General features: G+C 50.8%; 21 protein-coding genes. 16 read left to right on the forward strand and 5 right to left on the reverse strand.

Annotated features, from left to right (window positions below):
* Positions 1–65: 65 nt before the first annotated feature.
* Positions 66–1,388, reverse strand: a complete 1,323-nt coding sequence (gene xylA, locus QUE34_RS21530; RefSeq protein WP_032304021.1) for a xylose isomerase — start codon at positions 1,386–1,388, stop codon at positions 66–68.
* A gap of 365 nt (positions 1,389–1,753) precedes the next feature.
* Between xylA and xylF the strand changes: the two genes are divergently transcribed.
* The 4 genes from xylF to xylR all read left to right on the forward strand — a co-directional run bounded on the left by xylF (position 1,754) and on the right by xylR (position 6,780).
* Positions 1,754–2,746: a D-xylose ABC transporter substrate-binding protein gene (gene xylF, locus QUE34_RS21535; protein ID WP_001296518.1), complete on the forward strand. Its 993-nt coding sequence runs from the start codon at positions 1,754–1,756 to the stop codon at positions 2,744–2,746.
* Between the two features lie 77 nt (positions 2,747–2,823).
* Positions 2,824–4,365, forward strand: coding sequence for a D-xylose ABC transporter ATP-binding protein (gene xylG, locus QUE34_RS21540; RefSeq protein ID WP_001146509.1), 1,542 nt, complete (start codon positions 2,824–2,826; stop codon positions 4,363–4,365).
* Positions 4,343–5,524 (forward strand): xylose ABC transporter permease XylH, encoded by a 1,182-nt coding sequence (gene xylH, locus QUE34_RS21545; RefSeq protein WP_286338878.1) that lies wholly within the window; start codon positions 4,343–4,345, stop codon positions 5,522–5,524. The genes xylG and xylH overlap by 23 nt, the downstream gene beginning before the upstream one ends.
* A 77-nt stretch (positions 5,525–5,601) precedes the next feature.
* Entirely contained in the window at positions 5,602–6,780 is a 1,179-nt protein-coding gene (xylR, locus tag QUE34_RS21550) for a D-xylose utilization transcriptional activator XylR (protein ID WP_000494484.1), read from the forward strand.
* 107 nt (positions 6,781–6,887) lie between these two features.
* On the opposite strand, the gene QUE34_RS21555 is transcribed toward xylR, so the two are convergent.
* Complete coding sequence (locus QUE34_RS21555) at positions 6,888–7,712, reverse strand: protein bax (RefSeq protein ID WP_021581139.1); 825 nt, start codon at positions 7,710–7,712, stop codon at positions 6,888–6,890.
* Positions 7,713–8,031: 319 nt separating this feature from the next.
* Here QUE34_RS21555 and malS point away from each other — a divergent pair, with 319 nt between their 5' ends.
* Entirely contained in the window at positions 8,032–10,062 is a 2,031-nt protein-coding gene (gene malS, locus QUE34_RS21560; protein ID WP_105268604.1) for an alpha-amylase, read from the forward strand.
* Between the two features lie 177 nt (positions 10,063–10,239).
* Positions 10,240–11,493, forward strand: a complete 1,254-nt coding sequence (gene avtA / locus QUE34_RS21565; protein WP_000144351.1) for a valine--pyruvate transaminase — start codon at positions 10,240–10,242, stop codon at positions 11,491–11,493.
* 151 nt (positions 11,494–11,644) lie between these two features.
* Here avtA and QUE34_RS21570 read toward each other — a convergent pair whose 3' ends face one another.
* A complete protein-coding gene (locus QUE34_RS21570; RefSeq protein ID WP_001353579.1) occupies positions 11,645–12,118 on the reverse strand; it encodes a 4Fe-4S binding protein in 474 nt (157 codons plus the stop codon).
* A 101-nt stretch (positions 12,119–12,219) separates the two neighbouring features.
* A complete protein-coding gene (gene yiaJ, locus QUE34_RS21575; protein ID WP_000514241.1) occupies positions 12,220–13,068 on the reverse strand; it encodes an IclR family transcriptional regulator YiaJ in 849 nt (282 codons plus the stop codon).
* 200 nt (positions 13,069–13,268) lie between these two features.
* Here yiaJ and yiaK point away from each other — a divergent pair, with 200 nt between their 5' ends.
* The 9 genes from yiaK to araD all read left to right on the forward strand — a co-directional run bounded on the left by yiaK (position 13,269) and on the right by araD (position 21,317).
* The gene (gene yiaK, locus QUE34_RS21580) at positions 13,269–14,267 is read left to right on the forward strand and encodes a 3-dehydro-L-gulonate 2-dehydrogenase (RefSeq protein WP_000869042.1); all 999 of its coding nucleotides are present in this window, start codon (positions 13,269–13,271) and stop codon (positions 14,265–14,267) included.
* An 11-nt stretch (positions 14,268–14,278) separates the two neighbouring features.
* Positions 14,279–14,746 (forward strand): NanQ anomerase/TabA/YiaL family protein, encoded by a 468-nt coding sequence (locus tag QUE34_RS21585; RefSeq protein ID WP_105268603.1) that lies wholly within the window; start codon positions 14,279–14,281, stop codon positions 14,744–14,746.
* A 117-nt stretch (positions 14,747–14,863) separates the two neighbouring features.
* Entirely contained in the window at positions 14,864–15,337 is a 474-nt protein-coding gene (gene yiaM, locus QUE34_RS21590) for a 2,3-diketo-L-gulonate TRAP transporter small permease YiaM (protein ID WP_105268602.1), read from the forward strand.
* 2 nt (positions 15,338–15,339) lie between these two features.
* On the forward strand, positions 15,340–16,617 hold the full coding sequence (yiaN, locus tag QUE34_RS21595; RefSeq protein WP_103253777.1) for a 2,3-diketo-L-gulonate TRAP transporter large permease YiaN: 1,278 nt from the start codon (positions 15,340–15,342) through the stop codon (positions 16,615–16,617).
* A gap of 12 nt (positions 16,618–16,629) precedes the next feature.
* The gene (gene yiaO / locus QUE34_RS21600) at positions 16,630–17,616 is read left to right on the forward strand and encodes a 2,3-diketo-L-gulonate TRAP transporter substrate-binding protein YiaO (RefSeq protein ID WP_103253776.1); all 987 of its coding nucleotides are present in this window, start codon (positions 16,630–16,632) and stop codon (positions 17,614–17,616) included.
* Positions 17,617–17,619: 3 nt separating this feature from the next.
* The gene (gene lyxK / locus QUE34_RS21605) at positions 17,620–19,116 is read left to right on the forward strand and encodes an L-xylulokinase (RefSeq protein ID WP_103253775.1); all 1,497 of its coding nucleotides are present in this window, start codon (positions 17,620–17,622) and stop codon (positions 19,114–19,116) included.
* On the forward strand, positions 19,113–19,775 hold the full coding sequence (gene ulaD, locus QUE34_RS21610) for a 3-keto-L-gulonate-6-phosphate decarboxylase UlaD (protein ID WP_000089465.1): 663 nt from the start codon (positions 19,113–19,115) through the stop codon (positions 19,773–19,775). Before lyxK ends, ulaD begins: the two co-directional genes overlap by 4 nt.
* A complete protein-coding gene (locus QUE34_RS21615) occupies positions 19,768–20,628 on the forward strand; it encodes an L-ribulose-5-phosphate 3-epimerase (protein WP_103253774.1) in 861 nt (286 codons plus the stop codon). The genes ulaD and QUE34_RS21615 overlap by 8 nt, the downstream gene beginning before the upstream one ends.
* The gene (gene araD, locus QUE34_RS21620) at positions 20,622–21,317 is read left to right on the forward strand and encodes an L-ribulose-5-phosphate 4-epimerase (protein ID WP_103253773.1); all 696 of its coding nucleotides are present in this window, start codon (positions 20,622–20,624) and stop codon (positions 21,315–21,317) included. The genes QUE34_RS21615 and araD overlap by 7 nt, the downstream gene beginning before the upstream one ends.
* Before the next feature lie 31 nt (positions 21,318–21,348).
* Here araD and QUE34_RS21625 read toward each other — a convergent pair whose 3' ends face one another.
* Positions 21,349–22,164 carry a helix-turn-helix domain-containing protein gene (locus QUE34_RS21625; RefSeq protein WP_000891822.1) on the reverse strand — a complete coding sequence of 272 codons (816 nt, stop codon included), beginning with the start codon at positions 22,162–22,164 and terminating at the stop codon, positions 21,349–21,351.
* Positions 22,165–22,389: 225 nt separating this feature from the next.
* On the opposite strand from QUE34_RS21625, the gene QUE34_RS21630 reads away from it, so the two are divergent.
* The gene (locus QUE34_RS21630; RefSeq protein ID WP_103253772.1) at positions 22,390–23,790 is read left to right on the forward strand and encodes an MFS transporter; all 1,401 of its coding nucleotides are present in this window, start codon (positions 22,390–22,392) and stop codon (positions 23,788–23,790) included.
* Positions 23,791–23,792 lie beyond the last annotated feature (2 nt).

Genomic DNA, 23,792 nt, shown 5'->3' on the forward strand with positions numbered 1-23,792 from the left:
CGTTCCTTAAAAAAATGCCCGGTATCGCTACCGATAACCGGGCCAACGGACTGCACAGTTAGCCGTTATTTGTCGAACAGATAATGGTTTACCAGATTTTCCAGTTGCTCCTGGCGACCACTCTGATGCACCGGAGACAAATCATGTTCCAGAGCATATTTGGCTAAATCTGCCAGTGACATTTGGCCTTTCAGGATTTGCTGGCCTAATTCGCTATTCCAGCCGGAATAACGCTGCGCGATGCGTTTATCCAGCTCGCCATCTTCAATCATGCGTGCTGCAATTTTCAGCGCCAACGCCATCGTATCCATCGCGCCGATATGACCGTAAAACAGATCATATTTATCAGTACTTTGACGACGGACTTTGGCATCGAAGTTCAGACCGCCGGTGGTGAAACCGCCTGCTTTGAGAATTTCATACATCACCAGCGCATTCTCTTCCACACTGTTCGGGAACTGGTCGGTGTCCCAGCCCAGTTGTGCATCGCCACGGTTGGCGTCGACAGAACCGAACAGGCCAAGCGCAATGGCGGTGGCTATTTCATGATGGAAAGAGTGACCTGCCAGCGTCGCGTGGTTAGCTTCAATGTTCAGTTTAATCTCTTTTTCCAGACCAAACTGTTTCAGGAAGCCATACACCGTCGCGGCATCGTAATCATATTGATGTTTAGTCGGTTCTTGCGGTTTCGGTTCGATAAGCAACGTACCCTGGAAACCGATTTTATGTTTATGCTCAACCACCATTTGCATAAAGCGGCCCAGTTGTTCACGCTCCTGACGCAAGTCGGTATTTAACAGCGTTTCGTAACCTTCACGACCGCCCCACAGGACATAGTTTTCACCGCCCAATTTATGGGTTGCTTCCATCGCCGTAACAACTTGAGTTGCCGCCCAACTAAAGACTTCTGGATCTGGGTTCGTCGCCGCACCCGCACCGTAGCGAGGGTTTGTAAAGCAGTTAGCGGTTCCCCACAGCAGCTTCACGCCGCTCTCTTCTTGCTTGCCTGCCAGGACATCAACCATTTGCGCAAAATTATTGATGTACTCTTTTAACGACGCGCCCTCAGGGGAAACATCCACATCGTGGAAGCAATAAAATGGCACATGTAACTTGTGGAAAAACTCAAATGCGACATCTGCTTTACGCTTCGCCAACGCCAGTGCCTCACCAGGCTGCTGCCACGGACGATTAAACGCCCCCACACCAAACATGTCCGCCCCGTTCCAGCAGAAGGTGTGCCAGTAGCAGGCGGCAAAACGCAAGTGCTCTTCCATACGCTTGCCCAACACCAGTTCGTCGGGATTATAGTGATGGAATGCTAACGGGTTAGAGGATTTTGAGCCTTCATAACGAACGCGATCGAGCTGGTCAAAATAGGCTTGCATATTGAACTCCATAATCAGGTAATGCCGCGGGTGATGGATGATGTCGTAATATTGGGCACTCCCTTTCAGTTGCTCAATTATGTTATTTCACACTGCTATTGAGATAATTCACAAGTGTGCGCTCGCTCGCAAAATAAAATGGAATGATGAAACTGGGTAATTCCTCGAAGAGAAAAATGCAATAAGTACAATTGCGCAACAAAAGTAAGATCTCTGTCATAAATCAAGAAATAAACCAAAAATCGTAATCGAAAGATAAAAATCTGTAATTGTTTTCCCCTGTTTAGTTGCTAAAAATTGGTTACGTTTATCGCGGTGATTGTTACTTATTAAAGCTGTCCTCTAACTACAGAAGGCCCTACACCATGAAAATAAAGAACATTCTACTCACCCTTTGCACCTCACTTCTGCTTACCAACGTTGCGGCGCACGCCAAAGAAGTCAAAATAGGTATGGCGATTGATGATCTCCGTCTTGAACGCTGGCAAAAAGATCGAGATATCTTTGTGAAAAAGGCAGAATCTCTCGGCGCGAAAGTATTTGTACAGTCTGCAAATGGCAATGAAGAAACACAAATGTCGCAGATTGAAAACATGATTAACCGGGGTGTCGATGTTCTTGTCATTATTCCGTATAACGGTCAGGTATTAAGTAACGTTGTAAAAGAAGCCAAACAAGAAGGTATTAAAGTATTAGCTTACGACCGTATGATTAACGATGCGGATATCGATTTTTATATTTCTTTCGATAACGAAAAAGTCGGTGAACTGCAGGCAAAAGCCCTGGTCGATATTGTTCCGCAAGGTAATTACTTCCTGATGGGCGGCTCGCCGGTAGATAACAACGCCAAGCTGTTCCGCGCCGGACAAATGAAAGTGTTAAAACCTTACGTTGATTCCGGAAAAATTAAAGTCGTTGGTGACCAATGGGTTGATGGCTGGTTACCGGAAAACGCATTGAAAATTATGGAAAACGCGCTAACCGCCAATAATAACAAAATTGATGCTGTAGTTGCCTCAAACGATGCCACCGCAGGTGGGGCAATTCAGGCATTAAGTGCGCAAGGTTTATCAGGGAAAGTAGCAATATCCGGCCAGGATGCGGATCTCGCAGGTATTAAACGTATTGCTGCCGGTACGCAAACTATGACGGTGTATAAACCTATTACATTGTTGGCAAATACTGCCGCAGAAATTGCCGTTGAGTTGGGCAATGGTCAGGAACCAAAAGCAGATACCACACTGAATAATGGTCTGAAAGATGTTCCCTCCCGCCTGCTGACACCGATCGATGTGAATAAAAACAACATCAAAGATACGGTAGTTAAAGACGGATTCCACAAAGAGAGCGAGCTGTAAGCGTTACGCCCCGGCGAGGAGCGGGGGCGTGATTTCTCTCCATGCCGCGTGAATTAATTGGCTTAGGTGGAGTCGTTATGCCTTATCTACTTGAAATGAAGAACATTACCAAAACCTTCGGCAGTGTGAAGGCGATTGATAACGTCAGCTTGCGGTTGAATGCTGGCGAAATCGTCTCACTCTGTGGGGAAAATGGGTCTGGTAAATCAACGCTGATGAAAGTGCTGTGTGGTATTTATCCCCATGGCTCCTACGAAGGCGAAATTATTTTTGCGGGAGAAGAGATTCAGGCGAGTCACATCCGCGATACCGAACGCAAAGGTATCGCCATCATTCACCAGGAATTGGCGCTGGTGAAAGAATTGACCGTACTGGAAAATATTTTCCTGGGTAACGAAATAACCCACAATGGTATTATGGACTATGATCTGATGACGCTACGCTGTCAGAAGCTGCTCGCACAGGTCAGTTTATCCATTTCACCAGATACCCGCGTTGGCGATTTAGGGCTAGGGCAACAACAACTGGTTGAAATTGCTAAGGCACTTAATAAACAGGTGCGCTTGTTAATTCTCGATGAACCGACAGCCTCATTAACTGAGCAGGAAACGTCGGTTTTACTGGATATTATTCGCGATCTACAACAGCACGGTATCGCCTGTATTTATATTTCGCACAAACTCAACGAAGTCAAAGCGATTTCCGATACGATTTGCGTTATTCGCGACGGTCAGCACATTGGTACGCGTGATGCTGCCGGAATGAGTGAAGACGATATTATCACCATGATGGTCGGGCGAGAGTTAACCGCGCTTTACCCTAATGAACCACATACCACCGGAGATGAAATATTACGTATTGAACATCTGACGGCATGGCATCCGGTTAATCGTCATATTAAACGAGTTAATGATGTCTCGTTTTCCCTGAAACGTGGCGAAATACTGGGTATTGCCGGACTCGTTGGTGCCGGACGTACCGAGACCATTCAGTGCCTGTTTGGCGTGTGGCCCGGACAATGGGAAGGAAAAATTTATATTGATGGCAAACAGGTAGATATTCGTAACTGTCAGCAAGCCATCGCCCAGGGGATTGCGATGGTACCCGAAGACAGAAAGCGCGACGGCATCGTTCCGGTAATGGCGGTTGGTAAAAATATTACCCTCGCCGCACTCAATAAATTTACCGGCGGTATTAGCCAGCTTGATGACGCGGCAGAGCAAAAATGTATTCTGGAATCAATCCAGCAACTCAAAGTTAAAACGTCGTCCCCCGACCTTGCTATTGGACGTTTGAGCGGCGGCAATCAGCAAAAAGCGATCCTCGCTCGCTGTCTGTTACTCAACCCGCGCATTCTCATTCTTGATGAACCTACCAGGGGTATCGATATTGGCGCGAAATACGAGATCTACAAATTAATTAACCAACTCGTCCAGCAGGGTATTGCCGTTATTGTCATCTCTTCCGAATTACCTGAAGTGCTCGGCCTTAGCGATCGTGTACTGGTGATGCATGAAGGGAAACTAAAAGCCAACCTGATAAATCATAACCTGACTCAGGAGCAGGTGATGGAAGCCGCATTGAGGAGCGAACATCATGTCGAAAAGCAATCCGTCTGAAGTGAAATTGGCCGTACCGACATCCGGTGGCTTTTCCGGGCTGAAGTCACTGAATTTGCAGGTCTTCGTGATGATTGCAGCTATCATCGCAATCATGCTGTTCTTTACCTGGACCACCGATGGTGCCTACTTAAGCGCCCGTAACGTCTCCAACCTGTTACGCCAGACCGCGATTACCGGCATCCTCGTGGTAGGAATGGTGTTCGTCATAATTTCTGCTGAAATCGACCTTTCCGTCGGCTCAATGATGGGGCTATTAGGTGGCGTCGCGGCGATTTGTGACGTCTGGCTAGGCTGGCCTTTGCCACTTACCATCATTGTGACGTTGGTTCTGGGACTGCTTCTCGGTGCCTGGAACGGATGGTGGGTCGCGTACCGCAAAGTCCCTTCATTTATTGTCACCCTCGCGGGCATGTTGGCATTTCGCGGCATACTCATTGGCATCACCAACGGCACGACGGTTTCCCCCACCAGCGCCGCGATGTCACAAATCGGGCAAAGCTATCTACCCGCCAGCACCGGCTTCATCATTGGCGCGCTTGGCTTAATGGCTTTTGTTGGCTGGCAATGGCGCGGAAGAATGCGCCGTCAGGCTTTGGGTTTGCAGTCTCCGGCCTCTACCACAGTTGTCGGTCGCCAGGCATTAACGGCGATTATCGTCTTAGGCGCAATCTGGCTGTTGAACGATTACCGTGGCGTTCCCACTCCTGTTCTGCTGCTGACGTTGCTGTTACTCGGCGGAATGTTTATGGCAACGCGGACGGCATTTGGAAGACGCATTTATGCCATCGGCGGCAATCTGGAAGCAGCACGGCTCTCCGGGATTAACGTTGAACGCACCAAACTTGCCGTGTTCGCTATTAACGGATTAATGGTAGCCATCGCCGGATTAATCCTCAGTTCTCGACTTGGCGCTGGTTCACCTTCTGCGGGAAATATCGCCGAACTGGACGCAATTGCCGCATGTGTGATTGGCGGCACCAGTCTGGCAGGCGGCGTCGGGAGCGTGGCCGGAGCGGTAATGGGGGCATTCATCATGGCTTCACTGGATAACGGCATGAGTATGATGGATGTACCGACCTTCTGGCAGTATATCGTTAAAGGTGCGATTCTGTTGCTGGCAGTATGGATGGACTCCGCAACCAAACGCCGTTCTTGATTTTGATAAAAATTTTCTCAAAGCCGGTAACGTATTACCGGTTTTGAGTTTTTGCATGATTCAGCAGGAAAAGAACCATGTTTACTAAACGTCACCGCATCACATTACTATTCAATGCTAATAAAGCCTATGACCGTCAGGTAGTAGAAGGCGTAGGGGAATATTTACAGGCGTCACAATCGGAATGGGATATTTTCATTGAAGAAGATTTCCGCGCCCGCATTGATAAAATCAAGGACTGGTTAGGAGATGGCGTCATTGCCGACTTCGACGACAAACAAATCGAGCAAGCGCTAGCTGATGTCGACGTCCCCATTGTTGGGGTTGGTGGCTCGTATCACCTTGCCGAAAGTTACCCACCCGTTCATTACATTGCCACCGATAACTATGCGCTGGTTGAAAGCGCATTTTTGCATTTAAAAGAGAAAGGCGTTAACCGCTTTGCTTTTTATGGTCTTCCGGAATCAAGCGGCAAACGTTGGGCCACTGAACGCGAATATGCATTTCGTCAGCTTGTCGCCGAAGAAAAGTATCGCGGAGTGGTTTATCAGGGGTTAGAAACCGCGCCAGAGAACTGGCAACACGCGCAAAATCGGCTGGCAGACTGGCTACAAACGCTGCCACCGCAAACCGGGATTATTGCCGTTACTGACGCCCGGGCGCGGCATATTCTGCAAGTATGTGAACATCTACATATTCCCGTACCGGAAAAATTATGCGTGATTGGCATCGATAACGAAGAACTGACCCGCTATCTGTCGCGTGTCGCCCTTTCTTCGGTCGCTCAGGGCGCACGGCAAATGGGCTATCAGGCGGCAAAACTGTTGCATCGATTATTAGATAAAGAAGAAATGCCGCTACAGCGGATTTTGGTCCCACCAGTTCGCGTCATTGAACGGCGCTCAACAGATTACCGCTCGCTGACCGATCCCGCCGTTATTCAGGCCATGCATTACATTCGTAATCACGCCTGTAAAGGGATTAAAGTGGATCAGGTACTCGATGCGGTCGGGATCTCGCGCTCCAATCTTGAGAAGCGTTTTAAAGAAGAGGTGGGTGAAACCATCCATGCCATGATTCATGCCGAGAAGTTGGAGAAAGCGCGCAGTCTGCTGATTTCAACCACCTTGTCGATCAATGAGATATCGCAAATGTGCGGTTATCCATCGCTGCAATATTTCTACTCTGTTTTTAAAAAAGCATATGACACGACGCCAAAAGAGTATCGCGATGTAAATAGCGAGGTCATGTTGTAGCGATGATGAGAATTGTCGGCGTCGCATCAGGTAACTCAGCACAACCACCTGATGCGAGCAAAAGCCTTATCCGACTGACAAGTCGGATAAGGCTCGAGGAAATGCAATTACATATGCGCCGCGATTAACCGTTGGTTATCCTGGTACATTGCGAACAGGTAGTTGTTATAACTCTTCCCTTTGGTCGAGTAGCCCTTCAGCTTGTGAATCATCGCTGTGGCAGTCACTTCCTGATCCGCTTTACGCAGTTGTGCACGCGATTTACGGAACGAAGAGTAAGCAGGGTGAGTATTCAGGTTAGTGACATAGGCGCTCACCGATTCTTTGACAGAACTAAACTGTGAGTACCCCTTCACTTTACCCGGCGCATTAGTACAACGTCCTTTCATGCATTTCATGCCGAACAGATTGTTGTTGTTGCGCGCCAGCTTCGACGTTCCCCAACCGCTTTCTGCTGCAGCCATCGTCGCTACCATACTGGTAGGGATAATGTCTACGCGTTCAAGCAAGGTATTCCACGGGATTTTTCGCGTATTACCAGACCACTTCACCTTGTAGCGTTTGGCGATGTCTTTCAGACGCGCACGCTCAGCAGGTGACCATTGGCCCTGATACTGTTTTGAAATGAGCCAGTTACGTTCCGCAGTAATGGCCGCATTTTGGCTGGTAATGTAAGGCATTACGGTCCGGAGAAACGCTTTTTTCCTTGGTGTTCCGGAAGGGTATTTTCGCAAATCAGGAAGTGAACTACTCTTTGCACTATTGCGAGAATACTCTTGTTTACTGCTTACCTGTTTATTACTAGCTTTAATTAAGTGGGACTTTTGACTCGCTGTTGTTGTGTGCGTCTTCGCTAACACCTCACTCGAAAACACCAGAGTGAGTAACATAAGAATCATCGCCCCATATCGTCGTATGGGAGTCAAAATCATCAGGTCTCCTGGTCGGATTTAATCATTCCAACACCTTATATTTTTCACAAATTTGAGAGTTGAATCTCAAATCATATCAAAAATAGCTGTCAAGAGCACCCCAAGGAATAGTCCAAATCTGAAACTATGTCACGAGTTAACGATTCAGATTGGCGCTAAATCGCAGAAAATGTGGGGTTTATCGCAAAATTCAGCCGTTTTTTGCGCGCGATCGCTCACCCTTGCTTCTCATCCTGTGGACTTACCGCTCAGGGATGAGTTTTGTCTGGCTTATCGCTGGCAAACTGTCTGAAATCGCAGCAATAAGGACTCATCCGCCATGAAACTCGCCGCCTGTTTTCTGACACTCCTTCCTGGCTTCGCCGTTGCCGCCAGCTGGACTTCTCCGGGGTTCCCTGCCTTTAGCGAACAGGGAACGGGAACATTTGTCAGCCACGCGCAGTTGCCCAAAGGTACGCGTCCACTAACGCTAAATTTTGACCAACAGTGCTGGCAGCCTGCGGATGCGATAAAACTCAATCAGATGCTTTCCCTGCAACCTTGTAGCAACACGCCACCTCAATGGCGATTGTTCAGGGACGGCGAATATACGCTGCAACTAGACACCCGCTCCGGTACACCAACATTGATGATTTCCATCCAGAACGCCGTCGAACCGGTAGCAAGCCTGGTCCGTGAATGCCCGAAATGGGATGGATTACCGCTCACACTGGATGTCAGCGCCACTTTTCCGGAGGGAGCCGCAGTCCGGGATTATTACAGCCAGCAAATTGCGATAGTGAAGAACGGTCAAATAACGTTACAACCCGCTGCCACCAGCAACGGTTTACTCCTGCTGGAACGGGCAGAAACTGACACATCCGCCCCTTTCGACTGGCATAACGCTACGGTTTACTTTGTGCTGACAGATCGTTTCGAAAACGGCGATCCCAGTAATGACCAGAGTTACGGACGTCATAAAGACGATATGGCAGAAATTGGCACTTTTCACGGCGGCGATTTACGCGGCCTGACCAACAAACTGGATTACCTCCAGCAGCTGGGCGTCAATGCTTTATGGATAAGTGCCCCATTTGAGCAAATTCACGGCTGGGTCGGCGGCGGTACAAAAGGCGATTTCCCGCATTATGCCTACCACGGTTATTACACACAGGACTGGACGAATCTTGATGCCAATATGGGCAGCGAAGCCGATCTACGGACGCTGGTTGATAGCGCGCATCAGCGCGGTATTCGTATTCTCTTTGATGTCGTGATGAACCACACCGGCTATGCCACACTGGCGGATATGCAGGAGTATCAGTTTGGCGCGTTATATCTTTCTGGTGACGAAGTGAAAAAAACGTTAGGTGACCGTTGGAGCGACTGGAAGCCCGCCGCCGGGCAAACCTGGCATAGCTTTAACGATTACATTAATTTCAGCGACAAAACAGGCTGGGATAAATGGTGGGGAAAAAACTGGATCAGAACGGATATCGGCGACTACGACAATCCTGGATTTGACGATCTCACCATGTCGCTGGCCTTTTTACCGGATATCAAAACCGAATCAACGACCGCTTCTGGCCTGCCAGTGTTCTATAACAACAAAACGGATACCCACGCTAAAGCCATTGACGGCTTTACCCCTCGAGATTACTTAACCCATTGGTTAAGCCAGTGGGTCCGTGACTACGGAATTGATGGTTTTCGGGTCGATACCGCCAAGCATGTTGAGTTGCCCGCCTGGCAGCAACTGAAAACCGAAGCCAGCGCCGCGCTTGTCGAATGGAAAAAAGCGAATCCCGACAAAGCATTAGATGACAAACCTTTCTGGATGATCGGTGAAGCCTGGGGCCACGGCGTGATGCAAAGTGACTACTATCACCACGGCTTCGATGCGATGATCAATTTCGATTATCAGGAGCAGGCGGCGAAAGCGGTCGATTGTCTGGCGCAGATGGATACGACCTGGCAGCAAATGGCAGAGAAATTGCAGGATTTCAACGTGTTGAGCTACCTCTCGTCGCATGATACCCGCCTGTTCCGTGAAGGGGGCGACAAAGCAGCAGAGTTATTGTTATTAGCGCCAGGCGCAGTACAAATCTTTTATGGTGATGAATCCTCGCGTCCGTTCGGCCCCACCGGTTCGGATCCACTGCAAGGCACGCGTTCGGATATGAACTGGCAGGATGTTAGCGGTAAATCTGCCGCCAGCGTCGCGCACTGGCAGAAAATCAGCCAGTTCCGCGCCCGCCATCCCGCAATTGGCGCGGGCAAACAAACGACACTTTCGCTGAAGCAGGGCTACGGCTTTGTTCGTGAGCATGACGACGATAAAGTGCTGGTCGTCTGGGCGGGGCAACAGTAACGTTTCCGGCTTCCCGTTCGTCAGTACCTCGGGAAGCCGCCAACCAGGATAAAATGTCAGCCCTAATCAGCGTTGCAGGATAAAGCACCGCTCCCACTTCAACAGAGCGATTTGCACCCCAGCAAATGTAGCGTTATTGTTACCTTCCTTGCTACAGAGTTCGACAGATATCCCGCTATGACATTCTCCCTTTTTGGTGACAAATTTACCCGCCACTCCGGCATTACGCTGCTGATGGAAGATCTGAACGACGGTTTACGCACGCCTGGCGCGATTATGCTCGGCGGCGGTAATCCAGCGCAGATCCCGGAAATGCAGGACTACTTCCAGACGCTACTGACCGACATGCTGGAAAGTGGCAAAGCGACTGATGCACTGTGCAATTACGACGGTCCACAGGGGAAAACGGAGCTACTCACACTGCTTGCCGGAATGCTACGCGAGAAGTTGGGTTGGGATATCGAACCACAGAATATTGCACTAACAAACGGCAGCCAGAGCGCGTTTTTCTACTTATTTAATCTGTTCGCCGGACGCCGTGCCGATGGTCGGATCAAAAAAGTGCTGTTTCCGCTGGCACCGGAATACATTGGCTACGCTGACGCCGGACTGGAAGAAGATCTGTTTGTCTCTGCGCGTCCGAATATTGAACTGCTGCCGGAAGGCCAGTTTAAATACCACGTCGATTTTGAGCATCTGCATATTGGCGAAGAAACCGGGATGATTTGCGTCTCCCGGCCGACGAATCCAACAGGCAATGTGATTACTGACGAAGAGTTGCTGAAGCTTGACGCGCTGGCGAATCAACACGGCATTCCGCTGGTGATTGATAACGCTTATGGCGTCCCGTTCCCGGGTATCATCTTCAGCGAAGCGCGCCCGCTGTGGAATCCGAATATCGTACTGTGCATGAGTCTTTCCAAGCTGGGTCTACCAGGCTCCCGCTGCGGCATTATCATCGCCAATGAAAAAATCATCACCGCCATCACCAATATGAACGGCATTATCAGCCTGGCACCTGGCGGTATTGGTCCAGCGATGATGTGTGAAATGATTAAGCGTAACGATCTGCTGCGCCTGTCTGAAACAGTCATCAAACCGTTTTACTACCAACGTGTTCAGGAAACTATCGCTATCATTCGCCGCTATTTACCGGAAGATCGCTGCCTGATTCATAAACCGGAAGGAGCCATTTTCCTCTGGCTATGGTTTAAGGATTTGCCAATTACGACCGAGCAGCTCTACCAGCGCCTGAAAGCACGGGGCGTGCTGATGGTGCCGGGGCACAACTTCTTCCCAGGGCTGGATAAACCGTGGCCACATACACATCAATGTATGCGTATGAACTACGTGCCGGAGCCGGATAAAATTGAAGCGGGGGTGAAGATTCTGGCGGAAGAGATTGAACGCGCCTGGGCTGAAAGTCATTAAAAATTGCCTGATGCGCTACGCTTATCAGGCCTACATCATTTCTGCAATATATTGAATTTGGAATAATTTGTAGGCCGGATAAGGCGTTTAAGCCGCATCCGGCATAAACAAAGCGCACTATTCCTGCGTTAAAAAACGCCGGAAAAACGTTTCAAACAGACTGCTGCCGTAGCCGATGCCGCTGCACTTTCTCGACATCCATGCATTGCAACGCTTGTGTTGGGCAAGCTTCAACACAAGCCGGTCCCGTCGCCCGATGCCAGCACAGATCGCACTTAATCGCCCTCGCCTTTGTGCGTGAAGAAACGACCTCCATCGCACCAAACGGGCAAGCCAGCATACAGCTTTTACAGCCAATACAACGTGATTGTTCAACGAAAATATGCCCATGTTCGCGACTTATCGCGTCAACAGGGCACACATTTGCGCACGGTGCATCTTCACACTGATGACAGGCTACTGCCGTGGTGTAAGTATGATCTTTAATGACACGAATACGCGAAATAAACTCACCGGGTGACAACGCAGCGCAATCCTGATTCTCCTGATGCGACACTGCGCAAGCCACTTCACAGGTACGGCAACCGATACATTTCGTCGCATCCGCAATAATAAACCGGTTCATGATCACTCCTTTGCACTAAAACAGCAGAGTGCCAGAGAGCGCGTCTCTACTGCTTTGATCCAACGAAGGAAATGTTAAAGTTTTGGCACTTGTCCAGAGCGTTATGTGATCGCGCCCTGGTCGTCCCTGACAGTAAATCCCAGTTCATTAGAAATAGCCTGCGCGGTTTCACGCAGTGGTTTCAGGAGATTTTTCTCCCCCACCTGTTTCAGACGTGATGTCGAAAGAGAAATCGACACGGCGTACGGCACCCGCCCATGAATATCAAACACCGGAACAGCAATACAGGAGACGCCGAGTTCGTTTTCTTCTCTGTCCATCGCCGCTCCGCTTTCACGAATGTGCGCCAGTTCGTCGAACATCGCGGGCAGCTCGGTAATGGTATTGCGGGTTAACGGCTGGATCTCATGCTGATGGCTTTCCCAGTATGACTTCACGTAGTCCGGGTGACCAAACGCCATGTAGATCTTGCCCATTGCGGAACAGTAGAGCGGCATATGCTGGCCTATATAAGCTCGGGTTCGCAGCATCCCGGTCGTGGGTTCCAGCTTATAAATCAAAATAGCGTGATCGTCTTCGCGGCTGGAGAAGTTAATGGTTTCACCAGTGGCGATGTTCAGTGCCTCAAGATGCGGAGCGGCGATATGAATGATATTCAGCGAAGACAGCGCCTTCTGCCCGACGGCAATAAATTTGGTAGTCAGGCGGTAACTCCCTGCGGCGGGCGCGGTGGTCACATAGCCGCAGGATTGTAATCCCTGCAATAAGCGATGGACGGTACTCTTATTTAAACCAGCCAGCTCCGAAAGATGCGCCAACGGACAACCGTTTGGATAGTTGCTCAAAATCTCAATCAGCATCAACCCGCGAAACAGACTCTGGCTTCCGGCTGGACGCTCTTTTTCCTGCGCCATCTCGTTCTCTTTTTTTCCCATCACTTCTTTCCCCATTTTGTCGCGTCCTGATGGTAGCGCAAAGTGTGTCGTAGTTCACGATCTCGACAGATAATTTATAACCACTTGATTTTTAAGTTTTTTGAAATTCATCAATCAGATTGCTTTGTTAAAAAGCGATCGATATATTTGAAATCAGATTTCGCATATTGAAATTTTAAGCCAAAAAAGCGATCAAAAAAACAAGGAAGCCAGGGATGAAAGTGACATTTGAGCAGTTAAAAGCAGCCTTTAATCGAGTCTTAATTTCACGCGGCGTTGACAGCGAAACGGCTGATGCCTGTGCCGAAATGTTCGCCCGCACCACCGAATCCGGCGTTTATTCTCACGGCGTCAACCGTTTCCCTCGTTTCATTCAACAACTGGAAAACGGCGATATCATTCCTGATGCCCAACCCAAACGTATAACCAGCCTCGGCGCAATTGAACAGTGGGACGCCCAGCGTTCGATCGGTAACCTGACAGCGAAAAAGATGATGGATCGCGCCATCGAACTGGCTGCCGATCACGGTATTGGTCTGGTGGCTCTACGTAATGCCAACCACTGGATGCGCGGCGGCAGCTACGGCTGGCAGGCGGCGGAAAAAGGCTATATTGGCATTTGCTGGACCAACTCCATCGCCGTAATGCCGCCGTGGGGCGCAAAAGAGTGTCGCATCGGCACCAACCCGCTGATCGTCGCCATTCCTTCTACCCCAATCACCATGGTCGATATGTCGATGTCGATGTTCTCTTATGGCATGTTAGAAGTTAACCGCCTGGCGGGCCGTCAGCTCCCGGTCGATGGTGGCTTTGATGATGAGGGCAATTTGACCAAAGAACCTGGCGTTATCGAGAAAAATCGTCGAATTTTGCCGATGGGCTATTGGAAAGGTTCCGGTATGTCGATCGTATTGGATATGATCGCTACTCTTCTTTCTGACGGCGCGTCAGTTGCTGAAGTCACCCAGGATAACAGCGACGAATACGGTGTTTCGCAAATCTTTATCGCCATCGAAGTGGATAAATTGATCGACGGCCCCACCCGCGATGCCAAGCTGCAACGCATCATGGATTACGTTACTACCGCTGAACGCGCTGACGAAAACCAGGCCATCCGCTTACCCGGCCACGAATTTACCACCCTGCTGGCAGAAAACCGCCGTAACGGTATTACCGTTGATGACAGCGTATGGGCAAAAATCCAGGCGTTATAAGGAGATAAGCCATGATTTTTGGACATATCGCGCAGCCTAACCCGTGCCGTTTTCCCGCCGCCATTGAAAAGGCGCTCGATTTTCTGCGCGCCACTGATTTCAACGCCCTGGAGCCGGGCGTTGTCGAAATCGACGGCAAAAATATTTACGCACAAATTATCGACTTAACGACGCGTGCAGTAGAGGAAAACCGTCCGGAAGTGCATCGTCGGTATATCGATATTCAGTTTCTGGCGTGGGGTGAAGAGAAAATCGGCATTGCTATTGATACAGGAAATAATAAAATCAGCGAATCACTATTAGAGCTGCGCGATATTATTTTTTATCACGATAATGAACATGAATCATTTATAGAAATGATACCGGGTAGCTACGCTATTTTCTTTCCTCAGGATGTTCATCGACCAGGCTGTATTCTGCAAACAGCCTCTGAGATACGAAAAGTTGTGGTTAAAGTCGCATTAACGGCGCTAAATTAATCGAATAATCGTCTACGCCAGAACGCCTGGGTAATGTTATTGCTCTAACTATATTAATAATTCAGGTTGCTGCACATGCAACTTGAATTATGACAAACATAGCCTCAAGGAATAGCTATGAAAAAAATACTTGAAGCAATACTGGCGATTAATCTCGCCGTACTTTCCTGTATTGTGTTTATAAACATTATTTTAAGATATGGTTTTCAGACAAGTATTTTATCTGTAGATGAATTGTCGCATTATTTATTTGTCTGGTTAACCTTTATTGGCGCGATTGTGGCTTTTATGGATAACGCCCACGTTCAGGTTACCTTTCTGGTGGAGAAACTCTCCCCCGCGTGGCAGCGACGAGTCGCTCTGGTTACCCACTCCTTAATATTATTTATTTGTGGCGCACTGGCCTGGGGCGCAACGCTAAAAACAATTCAGGACTGGAGCGATTATTCACCGATCCTCGGCTTGCCCATCGGCCTGATGTATGCCGCTTGTCTACCCACCAGCCTCGTTATCGCATTCTTTGAGCTGCGCCTTTTATATCAACTCATCACGCGTAGCAATTCTCTAACGCCGCCACCGCAAGGAGCTTAATCATGGCTGTGCTGATTTTTCTGGGCTGCCTGTTGGGTGGCATTGCTATCGGTTTGCCTATTGCCTGGTCGCTACTGTTGTGCGGGGCGGCGCTTATGTTCTGGCTGGATATGTTTGATGTCCAGATCATGGCGCAAACGCTGGTAAACGGTGCTGACAGCTTCTCCCTGCTGGCGATTCCGTTCTTTGTACTGGCGGGTGAAATCATGAATGCGGGCGGCTTATCAAAACGCATTGTTGACCTGCCGATGAAACTGGTGGGGCATAAACCAGGCGGGTTGGGCTACGTCGGCGTGCTGGCGGCTATGATTATGGCGAGCCTTTCCGGTTCTGCTGTTGCGGATACCGCCGCCGTTGCCGCGCTACTGGTGCCGATGATGCGCAGCGCTAACTACCCGGTCAACCGTGCTGCGGGGCTGATTGCCTCTGGCGGGATTATCGCGCCAATTATTCCCCCTTCCATTCCGTTTATTATCTTCGGTGTTTCCAGCGGATTATCCATCAGTAAGTTGTTTATGGCGGGCATTGCCCCAGGCATTATGATGGGCGCAACGCTGATGCTCACATGGTGGTGGCAGGCCAGTCGTCTTAATTTACCCCGTCAGCAAAAAGCAACGAAACGAGAAATCTGGCACTCTTTTGTTTCCGGTATCTGGGCGCTATTTCTTCCGGTCATTATTATTGGCGGCTTTCGCTCCGGTCTGTTTACCCCTACCGAAGCCGGGGCCGTTGCTGCTTTCTATGCGTTGTTTGTCGCCACAGTTATTTACCGTGAAATGACCTTCGCCACACTTTGGCATGTACTTATTGGCGCAGCGAAAACGACCTCAGTGGTGATGTTTCTGGTGGCCTCGGCACAAGTTTCTGCCTGGCTGATTACCATTGCTGAATTGCCGATGATGGTTTCTGATTTACTGCAACCGTTGGTCGATTCACCGCGTCTGCTGTTTATCGTCATTATGGTGGCTATCCTGATTGTCGGCATGGTCATGGATTTAACGCCGACGGTGTTAATTCTTACCCCGGTATTAATGCCTTTAGTTAAAGAGGCAGGAATCGATCCGATTTATTTCGGTGTCATGTTTATCATCAACTGCTCAATCGGCTTAATTACACCGCCTATCGGTAATGTGCTTAACGTTATTTCAGGGGTGGCTAAACTCAAATTCGATGATGCAGTCAGAGGCGTTTTCCCTTACGTCCTGGTTTTATATTCCTTATTAGCCTTATTTGTTTTTATTCCCGATCTCATCATCCTCCCGTTGAAATGGATTAATTAAAAGGAAAATATTATGAAATTACGTTCTGTAACCTACGCATTATTCATTGCTGGCCTGGCTGCATTCAGTACATCTTCACTGGCGACACAATCATTACGTTTCGGTTATGAAACATCGCAAACCGACTCTCAACATATTGCGGCGAAAAAATTTAATGATTTATTGCAGGAGAGAACCAAAGGCGAGCTGAAATTAAAACTGTTCCCGGACAGTACTCTCGGTAACGCACAAGCGATGATCAGTGGCGTGCGTGGCGGCACTATTGATATGGAGATGTCTGGCTCGAATAACTTTGCCGGATTATCACCTGTGATGAACCTGCTTGATGTTCCTTTCCTGTTCCGCGATACCGCCCACGCGCATAAAACACTCGACGGCAAAGTCGGCGATGAACTTAAGGCCTCCCTTGAAGGTAAGGGACTGAAAGTACTGGCCTACTGGGAAAACGGCTGGCGCGATGTCACCAACTCACGCCAACCGGTTAAAACGCCTGGCGACCTGAAAGGGCTGAAAATCCGCACCAACAACAGCCCGATGAATATCGCCGCATTTAAAGTATTTGGCGCTAACCCTATCCCGATGCCGTTTGCCGAAGTCTATACCGGACTGGAAACACGCACTATCGACGCTCAGGAACATCCCATCAACGTCGTCTGGTCGGCAAAATTTTATGAAGTGCAGAAGTACCTATCTCTGACTCACCATGCCTATTCCCCGCTTCTGGTAGTGATCAACAAAGCGAAATTTGATGGCTTAAGCCCGGAGTTCCAGCAAGCGCTAATTTCATCTGCGCAAGAAGCGGGTAATTACCAGCGCAAATTGGTCGCCGAAAATCAGCAAAAAATCATCGACGGCATGAAAGACGCTGGCGTGGAAGTCATCACCGATCTCGACCGCAAAGCCTTTAGCGACGCACTGGGTACTCAGGTCCGCGACATGTTTGTTAAAGATGTTCCGCAGGGCGCTGAGCTGCTGAAAGCCGTGGATGAGGTGCAATAAACCATGACGCAATACTGGCTGGGGTTAGATTGTGGCGGTAGCTGGCTGAAAGCCGGGCTGTATGACCGCGAAGGACGGGAGGCAGGCGTGCAGCGCCTGCCGCTGTGCGCATTAAGCCCGCAGCCAGGCTGGGCAGAGCGCGATATGGCAGAACTGTGGCAATGCTGCATGGCTGTCATTCGCGCCCTGCTTACTCATTCTGGTGTTAGCGGGGAACAAATTGTCGGTATCGGTATCTCCGCACAGGGAAAGGGCTTGTTTTTGCTGGATAAAAACGACAAGCCGCTCGGGAATGCTATTTTGTCCTCGGACCGCCGGGCGATGGAAATCGTTCGTCGCTGGCAGGAAGATGGCATCCCGGAAAAACTCTACCCGCTGACCCGACAAACCTTGTGGACCGGGCATCCGGTGTCGCTGTTACGCTGGCTGAAAGAGCACGAACCAGAACGCTACGCGCAAATTGGCTGCGTGATGATGACGCACGACTACCTGCGCTGGTGTTTAACCGGTGTCAAAGGCTGCGAAGAGAGCAATATTTCCGAATCCAATCTCTACAACATGAGTCGCGGGGAATATGACCCGTGCCTCACCGACTGGCTGGGGATCAGTGAAATCAATCACGCCCTGCCGCCTGTTGTTGGATCTGCCGAAATCTGCGGGGAAATCACCGCTCAGACAGCCGCACTGACCGGTCTGAAAGCGGGTACGCCCGTTGTCGGCGGCCTGTTTGATGTGGTTTCTACCGCACTCTGCGCCGGAATCGAAGACGAATTTACCCTCAATGCGGTGATGGGGACCTGGGCGGTGACCAGCGGCATAACCAGCGGTTTAGGTGGCGGTGAAGCGCATCCGTATGTCTATGGCCGCTACGTTAACGACGGTGAATTTATCGTTCACGAAGCCAGCCCTACCTCTTCCGGCAATCTCGAATGGTTTACCGCGCAGTGGGGAGAAATCTCGTTTGCAGAGATCAACCAGGCTGTTGCCAGCTTACCGAAAGCCGGTGGCGATCTCTTTTTCCTGCCGTTCCTGTACGGCAGCAACGCCGGACTCGAGATGACCAGCGGTTTCTACGGGATGCAGGCCATTCACACCCGCGCACACCTGTTGCAGGCCATTTATGAAGGCGTGGTGTTCAGCCATATGACCCACCTCAACCGGATGCGCGAACGTTTTACTGATGTGCACACCCTGCGCGTCACTGGCGGCCCGGCGCACTCCGATGTCTGGATGCAAATGCTGGCGGACGTTAGCGGACTGCGTATCGAACTGCCGCAGGTGCAAGAAACGGGCTGTTTTGGCGCGGCGCTTGCCGCCCGCGTCGGCACCGGAGTTTATCGCGATTTCAGCGAAGCCCAGCGCGATCAACAGCACCCGGTGCGTACCCTGTTACCGGATATGACCGCCCATCAGCTTTACCAACAAAAATACCAACGCTATCAGCACCTCATTGCCGCACTACAGGGCTTTCATGCCCGCGTTAAGGAGAACACATTATGAGCAGACCACTTCTGCAACTGGCCCTCGACCACTCATCACTTGAAGCCGCACAGCGCGACGTTGCGCTGTTAAAAGACAGCGTCGATATCGTCGAAGCAGGCACTATTCTCTGTTTAAACGAAGGGCTTGGCGCGGTGAAAGCCTTGCGCGAACAGTGCCCGGACAAAATCATCGTTGCTGACTGGAAGGTCGCCGATGCTGGTGAAACGCTCGCGCAACAGGCGTTTGGCGCAGGCGCTAACTGGATGACCATCATCTGCGCCGCACCGCTCGCGACGGTGGAAAAAGGCCACGCTATGGCGCAACGCTGCGGTGGTGAAATCCAGATAGAGCTTTTTGGTAACTGGACGCTGGACGACGCCCGCGACTGGCATCGTATTGGCGTGCGGCAGGCGATTTATCATCGTGGTCGTGACGCGCAGGCCAGCGGGCAACAGTGGGGCGAAGCCGATCTGGCACGCATGAAGGCGCTTTCCGATATCGGCCTTGAGCTTTCCATTACCGGCGGGATTACGCCTGCTGACCTGCCGCTGTTTAAAGATATCCGCGTGAAGGCATTTATTGCCGGACGAGCACTGGCAGGCGCAGCAAATCCGGCACAGGTAGCTGCCGACTTCCATGCGCAAATCGACGCTATCTGGGGAGGCGCGCGTGCGTAATCATCCGTTAGGGATTTATGAAAAAGCGCTGGCGAAAGATCTCTCCTGGCCGGAGCGGCTGGTGCTGGCAAAAAGCTGCGGTTTTGATTTTGTCGAAATGTCGGTGGATGAAACCGACGAGCGTCTGTCGCGCCTTGACTGGAGCGCCGCACAAAGGACTTCGCTGGTTGCCGCGATGATCGAAACGGGTGTTGGGATCCCGTCGATGTGCCTGTCCGCACATCGTCGTTTTCCCTTTGGTAGCCGTGACGACGCGGCACGCCAGCGAGCACGGGAGATCATGAGTAAAGCAATTCGTCTGGCGCGCGATCTCGGTATTCGCACCATTCAACTGGCGGGCTACGACGTCTATTACGAAGCCCATGACGAAGGCACGCAGCAACGTTTTGCCGAAGGGCTGGCGTGGGCGGTTGAACAGGCAGCCGCCGCGCAGGTGATGCTGGCGGTGGAGATTATGGATACCGCGTTTATGAACTCCATCAGCAAATGGAAAAAATGGGACGAGATACTCGCTTCGCCGTGGTTCACTGTTTACCCGGACGTCGGCAACCTTAGCGCGTGGGGCAATGATGTTCCCGCCGAACTGAAACTGGGCATTGACCGTATCGCCGCCATCCACCTGAAAGATACCCAGCCAGTGACCGATCATAGCCCCGGACAGTTCCGCGACGTGCCGTTTGGCGAAGGCTGCGTCGATTTCGTTGGTATCTTCAAAACGCTGCATGAACTGAACTATCGCGGATCATTTCTGATTGAGATGTGGACCGAAAAAGCCAAAGAGCCGGTGCTGGAGATTATTCAGGCGCGGCGCTGGATTGAAGCGCGTATGCAGGAGGCCGGATTTATATGTTAGAACAACTGAAAGCCGACGTACTGGCGGCAAATCTGGCGCTTCCCGCTCACCATCTGGTGACGTTTACCTGGGGCAATGTCAGTGCGGTAGACGAGACGCGGCAATGGATGGTAATCAAACCTTCCGGCGTCGAGTACGACGTGATGACCGCCGACGATATGGTGGTGGTTGAGATAGCCAGCGGCAAGGTGGTGGAAGGTAGCAAAAAGCCCTCGTCCGATACGCCAACGCATCTGGCGCTTTATCGTCGCTATGCAGAAATTGGCGGTATTGTGCATACCCACTCGCGCCACGCCACCATCTGGTCACAGGCCGGGCTGGATCTCCCCGCCTGGGGCACCACGCACGCCGATTATTTCTATGGTGCCATCCCCTGCACGCGACAGATGACCGTAGAGGAGATCAACGGCGAGTATGAATACCAGACCGGCGAAGTGATCATTAAAACCTTCGAAGAGCGTGGGTTGAACCCGGCACAAATCCCGGCGGTACTGGTGCATTCTCACGGCCCGTTCGCCTGGGGAAAAAACGCCGCCGATGCCGTGCATAATGCCGTAGTGCTGGAAGAGTGCGCCTATATGGGCCTGTTCTCGCGCCAGCTTGCACCACAGCTCCCTGCCATGCAAAACGAACTGCTGGATAAGCACTACCTGCGTAAGCATGGGGCCAATGCCTATTACGGGCAGTAATCTCTCACGCCGGGGCTTCATTGCCCCGACACTACGAATTGATATGTTCCTTGCTGTAACGTCGCTTCCACGCAGCTGGCGTTAATCCGGTGTGTTTGCGAAAAATCTGTCGGAAATAGCCAACGTCATTAAACCCGCACAACGCCGCCACTTCCGTGAGCGAGCGCGCGTCGCTAATTAACAGCTTTTCGGCTTCGCGCACCCGCTGGCGGTGGATTGCTTCTGTAAGCGTCAGATGAAACACCCGCCGATAGACGCGCCCAAGATAATCGGCATTGCAGTACAGCTCGCGGGCTAAAAGCGCCGTGGAAAGCGGGCGATGATATTGCGTGCGGATCAGTTTCTGCGCTTTCCAGGCAAGCGTGGTACCTGCGGCATCGGCCTGTTCATCAAGACGCGCGTCACGGGTGAGTTGCTGCAAAATCAGCAGCACAATAAACTCCAGCGCCGGAGTGCGTTGATGCTTTTCCTGTTCGCTTAAGAACTGGCGAAACAGGGCCACCAGCGCCTGCGGATCGGCAACCTTCGTTTGTTGCGGCACGCTAAGATGAGTGAGCCAGCGCGGGTCGCTATCCGGCGCTTTAACCTCAAAATGCAGCCAGTAAAATTTGAGATCGGCGGGAAAATCCTCTACCCCAACATGCTGTCGGTTCGGCCAGAGTAATAAACTCTCTCCCGCATCGACCAGAAATATCCGCTCTTCTTCCTGAATCGCTAATCGACCTTTTTCGACAAAGATAATTTCCCATGACTCCAGCCGCCTTGCCGGATGCCTCCCTACGCCACGGGAAATAAATAATCCACCATTTTGCACTTTAATCGGTAACGTCATGGATAATTCGAGCATTGATATGTAATTTCCCGCTTATTCATTAATGATTAAACACATTACCTTTTGATTATTAATAAAAAACATTAATTTCACCTGATCCAATTCACACTTTTAAATTCAGGTCGGAATCGTCACCTTTTTTTACTCTTTTCTCGCCTTGTTGATATTCCCGTTCACGGCAGAATTAATCATGTCATTTCAATAAAACTAAAAATTGCTCCCTATTCACGAGGAATATCTATGACCTCTACACCGATTACTACCGCTGATATCGCTAAAGGTAAAATTGACGATGCGTTATCTGTACGGGAAAAAATAGGCTACGGCCTGGGTGACGCAGGCGGCACCGTAATAACTTGCCTGATCATGAACTTTCTCACCTTTTTCTACACCGACGTTTTTGGCTTAACTCCGGCGCTGGTCGGCACGATGTTTATTGCACTGCGCGTGTTTGATGCCATCTCCGACCCGGTGATGGGCGTCATTGCCGACCGGACGCAAAGTCGCTGGGGGCGCTTTCGTCCGTGGCAGTTGTGGATTGCCATTCCCATCGGCATTATCGGCATCCTGACGTTCACCGTGCCAGATGCCAGCATGGGAGTAAAAATCGCCTGGGCGTTCGGCACTTACCTGCTCCTTTCAGTCGGTTATACCGCCATCAACGTGCCGTACTGCGCGCTGATCAACACCATGACCACCCGCCACAATGAAGTGATCTCCTGCCAGTCCTGGCGATTCGTTCTCTGCGGCGTGGCAGGATTTCTGGTTTCGGTTGGCTTGCCGTGGATGGTAGATCTCTTCGGTCAGGGTAATGCCGCGCGCGGCTATCAACTGGGCGTCGGCGTGCTGTGCGCCATCGCTGTGGTGATGTTCCTGTGCTGTTTCTTCTGGGTTCGTGAACGGGTGCCACTCTCCACAATGGGGAAATTTACCCTGCGCGAACATCTTGCCGGGCTGCGAAACAACGACCAACTGCTGCTGATGCTGGTCATGTCTTTCCTGCTGATTAACGTCTTTAATATTCGCGGCGGTGGGTATATGTACTTCATTACCTACGTCTTACAAGGCAGTACGGGCTACACGTCGCTGTTCTTCACTATGGTCACCTTCGCCTCCATTATCGGCTCGGTGATTGTCAGCCCGTTAACGCGACGTTTCGATACCGTCAAAATTTACTACTACACCAACCTGCTCCTCGCCGCGCTGGCGGTGTTGATGTGGTTCCTGCCTTCTGGCCCGGCTTATCAAACGCTGTGGCTGGCGGTGATCCTTGGTAATGGCGTGATTCTTGGCTTCACATTGCCATTGCACTTCTCATTGATGGCCTTTGCCGATGACTACGGCGAGTGGAAAACCCGCGTACGTTCTTCCGGCATGAACTTCGCCTTCAATCTGTTTTTCATCAAGCTGGCCTGGGCCTCCAGCGCCGGGATCATCAGCCTGCTGTTTATTTTTGTCGCCTACCAGCCAGGCGTGGAAAACCAGACCGCCAGTTCGCTTGGCGGGATCGCGGCGATGGAAACATTGCTGCCTGCGCTGTTCCACCTGCTGCTGGCGATGGCGATCCGCTTTTGCAAACTCAATAACCCTATGATGTCACGCATTGCTAGCGACCTGCGTCAGCGTCATGTACAGCCTTAAGG

The sequence above is a fragment of the Escherichia sp. KS167_9B genome (assembly GCF_030295215.1).
In the GTDB taxonomy this organism is placed as follows: domain Bacteria; phylum Pseudomonadota; class Gammaproteobacteria; order Enterobacterales; family Enterobacteriaceae; genus Escherichia; species Escherichia coli_F.